Here is a 1582-nt window from a genome sequence, read left to right as displayed (position 1 = left end):
ACAAACAAGCGGGTCAAGAGCAGCAGGTCAAGATGTATGAGGATCAAAAAAAGCAGTCTATGGATCAGATCAGCGCACTTCCTAAGGAGCAGCAAGAGGCCACTTGCAAACAAGCTAAAGAGATATTTAAGCAGATGATGGATCAGATGAAACAACAAGGCGCTATGAAATAAATACCTTCGCGGGCATGATGATGCCTTCTTCAGTCGCGGCGATGCGATATCGTCGCGATTAATTCTTTTTAAACTCACATTTTTTTAAAAATTTTTAAATTTTAAAATTTGGATGTTTTATCCTCGCTGCTTTTGGGGCTTGCCAAGAATTTCAGATTTGATATTCAGCTTGTCGCAGGAAGCCAAAACAAATAAAGCGCTCGCGTCGTTAAAATGCTCCGTAAGGCGATGCATCTTAGTGGGACGCTGCGGTGCACCAAAGATTTACGAGCCGTTTTGGCGCGCTTGAAACAGCACCTCATCAATATGACGAATTCAGGGCTCGGTTTGAGCGTCATTTTATCGCGATTTGAAATAGCCGGGGCTCATAGATAGAGCAAATTCGCGTCTCAGTTTGCGGCTATGCTTATGAAATTTACGGCTTTACGGCCAAAAACATCTCGCAAAATCGCCTTGGATTTTAATCCTTAGTAACGATCGCGCCGTTTTTTATTTCGTGCACGCAGACATTTCTGTACAGCTCCTTACCGCCATCTAAAGTATGGTAGTGCGTTGTTACTGTGCAGCGTAAATTGGCATCGATGACGAACTCCTGCTTGGCGCGCATCGGCGGCTTGCTTTTACCGCAGTGCACGTAATCGACGTAAATTTCGCGACAATCACTTATACGAAATGCGTCGTTTAAAAGGCACATAAAAACGTATTCGTGCCCCTGTTTGCTATCTTGAAAATCCCTCAGATAAAGCCTTAGCAGAATTGTTTTGGTGCTCTTTTTTGGCAAACGACAAGCCCTTATGTCTTCGATCCTCACCCAGTACGCGCTTAGATTGTCGATTAAAAAGTTCTCCTTTGCGAACGAAAACAGCTTATTTTTATCAAGTAAATTTTTATCGATAGCCGCTAAGGGCGAAATTCCTCCCGGATAGCGCATCGGTAGTTGCGCGATCGGTAGATCGTCGTAGATATCTTTCATACTCTGATAAATCTCTGGCCGCGGCGCATCGTCTTCCTTGACCGCGGCATTTTCCATGCCGCATAGCGCAAGTAGGCACAGCAAAAATATCCACACCTGCTTCATAACATTTCCCCTTGTTTCGGTCGCGATTTCTTTACTCCTGATCATACTGCAAATTTTAAAGCCTTAATATGAAGAAAAAAGATCAAAAATCAAAGCGCCGCTTTACAACCACTCTCGCGCTGTCTTTTTCTGCCCTTGCTTTTGGGTTAATTTAATCCGAGTTCTCTTGTTCTTGTGTGAAACGGACGATGCGCGACTATTCGCCTTCCGTAGCCTTTTCGGTGAAGCTAACAATGTGCGGAGCTGCAATGCGCGCGTAATCCTGCGCGTTTAGGATGATCGAGTGATCAAGCAGGCCCGCGTTGAAAGCAATCTCTTCGAAGCGTCCGAA

At 44.8% G+C, this 1582-nt stretch carries 2 protein-coding genes; one reads left to right on the top strand and one right to left on the bottom strand.

Annotated elements, in window-relative coordinates; genetic code table 11:
* A partial coding sequence (locus tag Q0257_RS13075; RefSeq protein WP_366517503.1) for a DUF5339 family protein occupies window positions 1–173 on the top strand: 173 nt, incomplete at its 5' end.
* A 460-nt stretch (window positions 174–633) separates the two neighbouring features.
* Here the strand turns inward: Q0257_RS13075 and Q0257_RS07035 are convergent.
* The gene (locus Q0257_RS07035) at window positions 634–1296 is read right to left on the bottom strand and encodes a hypothetical protein (protein ID WP_298023311.1); all 663 of its coding nucleotides are present in this window, start codon (window positions 1294–1296) and stop codon (window positions 634–636) included.
* Window positions 1297–1582: the final 286 nt, after the last annotated feature.

Origin of the sequence: uncultured Campylobacter sp. (assembly GCF_938018035.1) — a bacterium.
Taxonomy (GTDB): Bacteria; Campylobacterota; Campylobacteria; order Campylobacterales; family Campylobacteraceae; genus Campylobacter_B.
The sequence above is the reverse complement of the archived record's forward strand: the minus strand, read 5'-3'. Positions and strand labels throughout refer to the sequence as shown.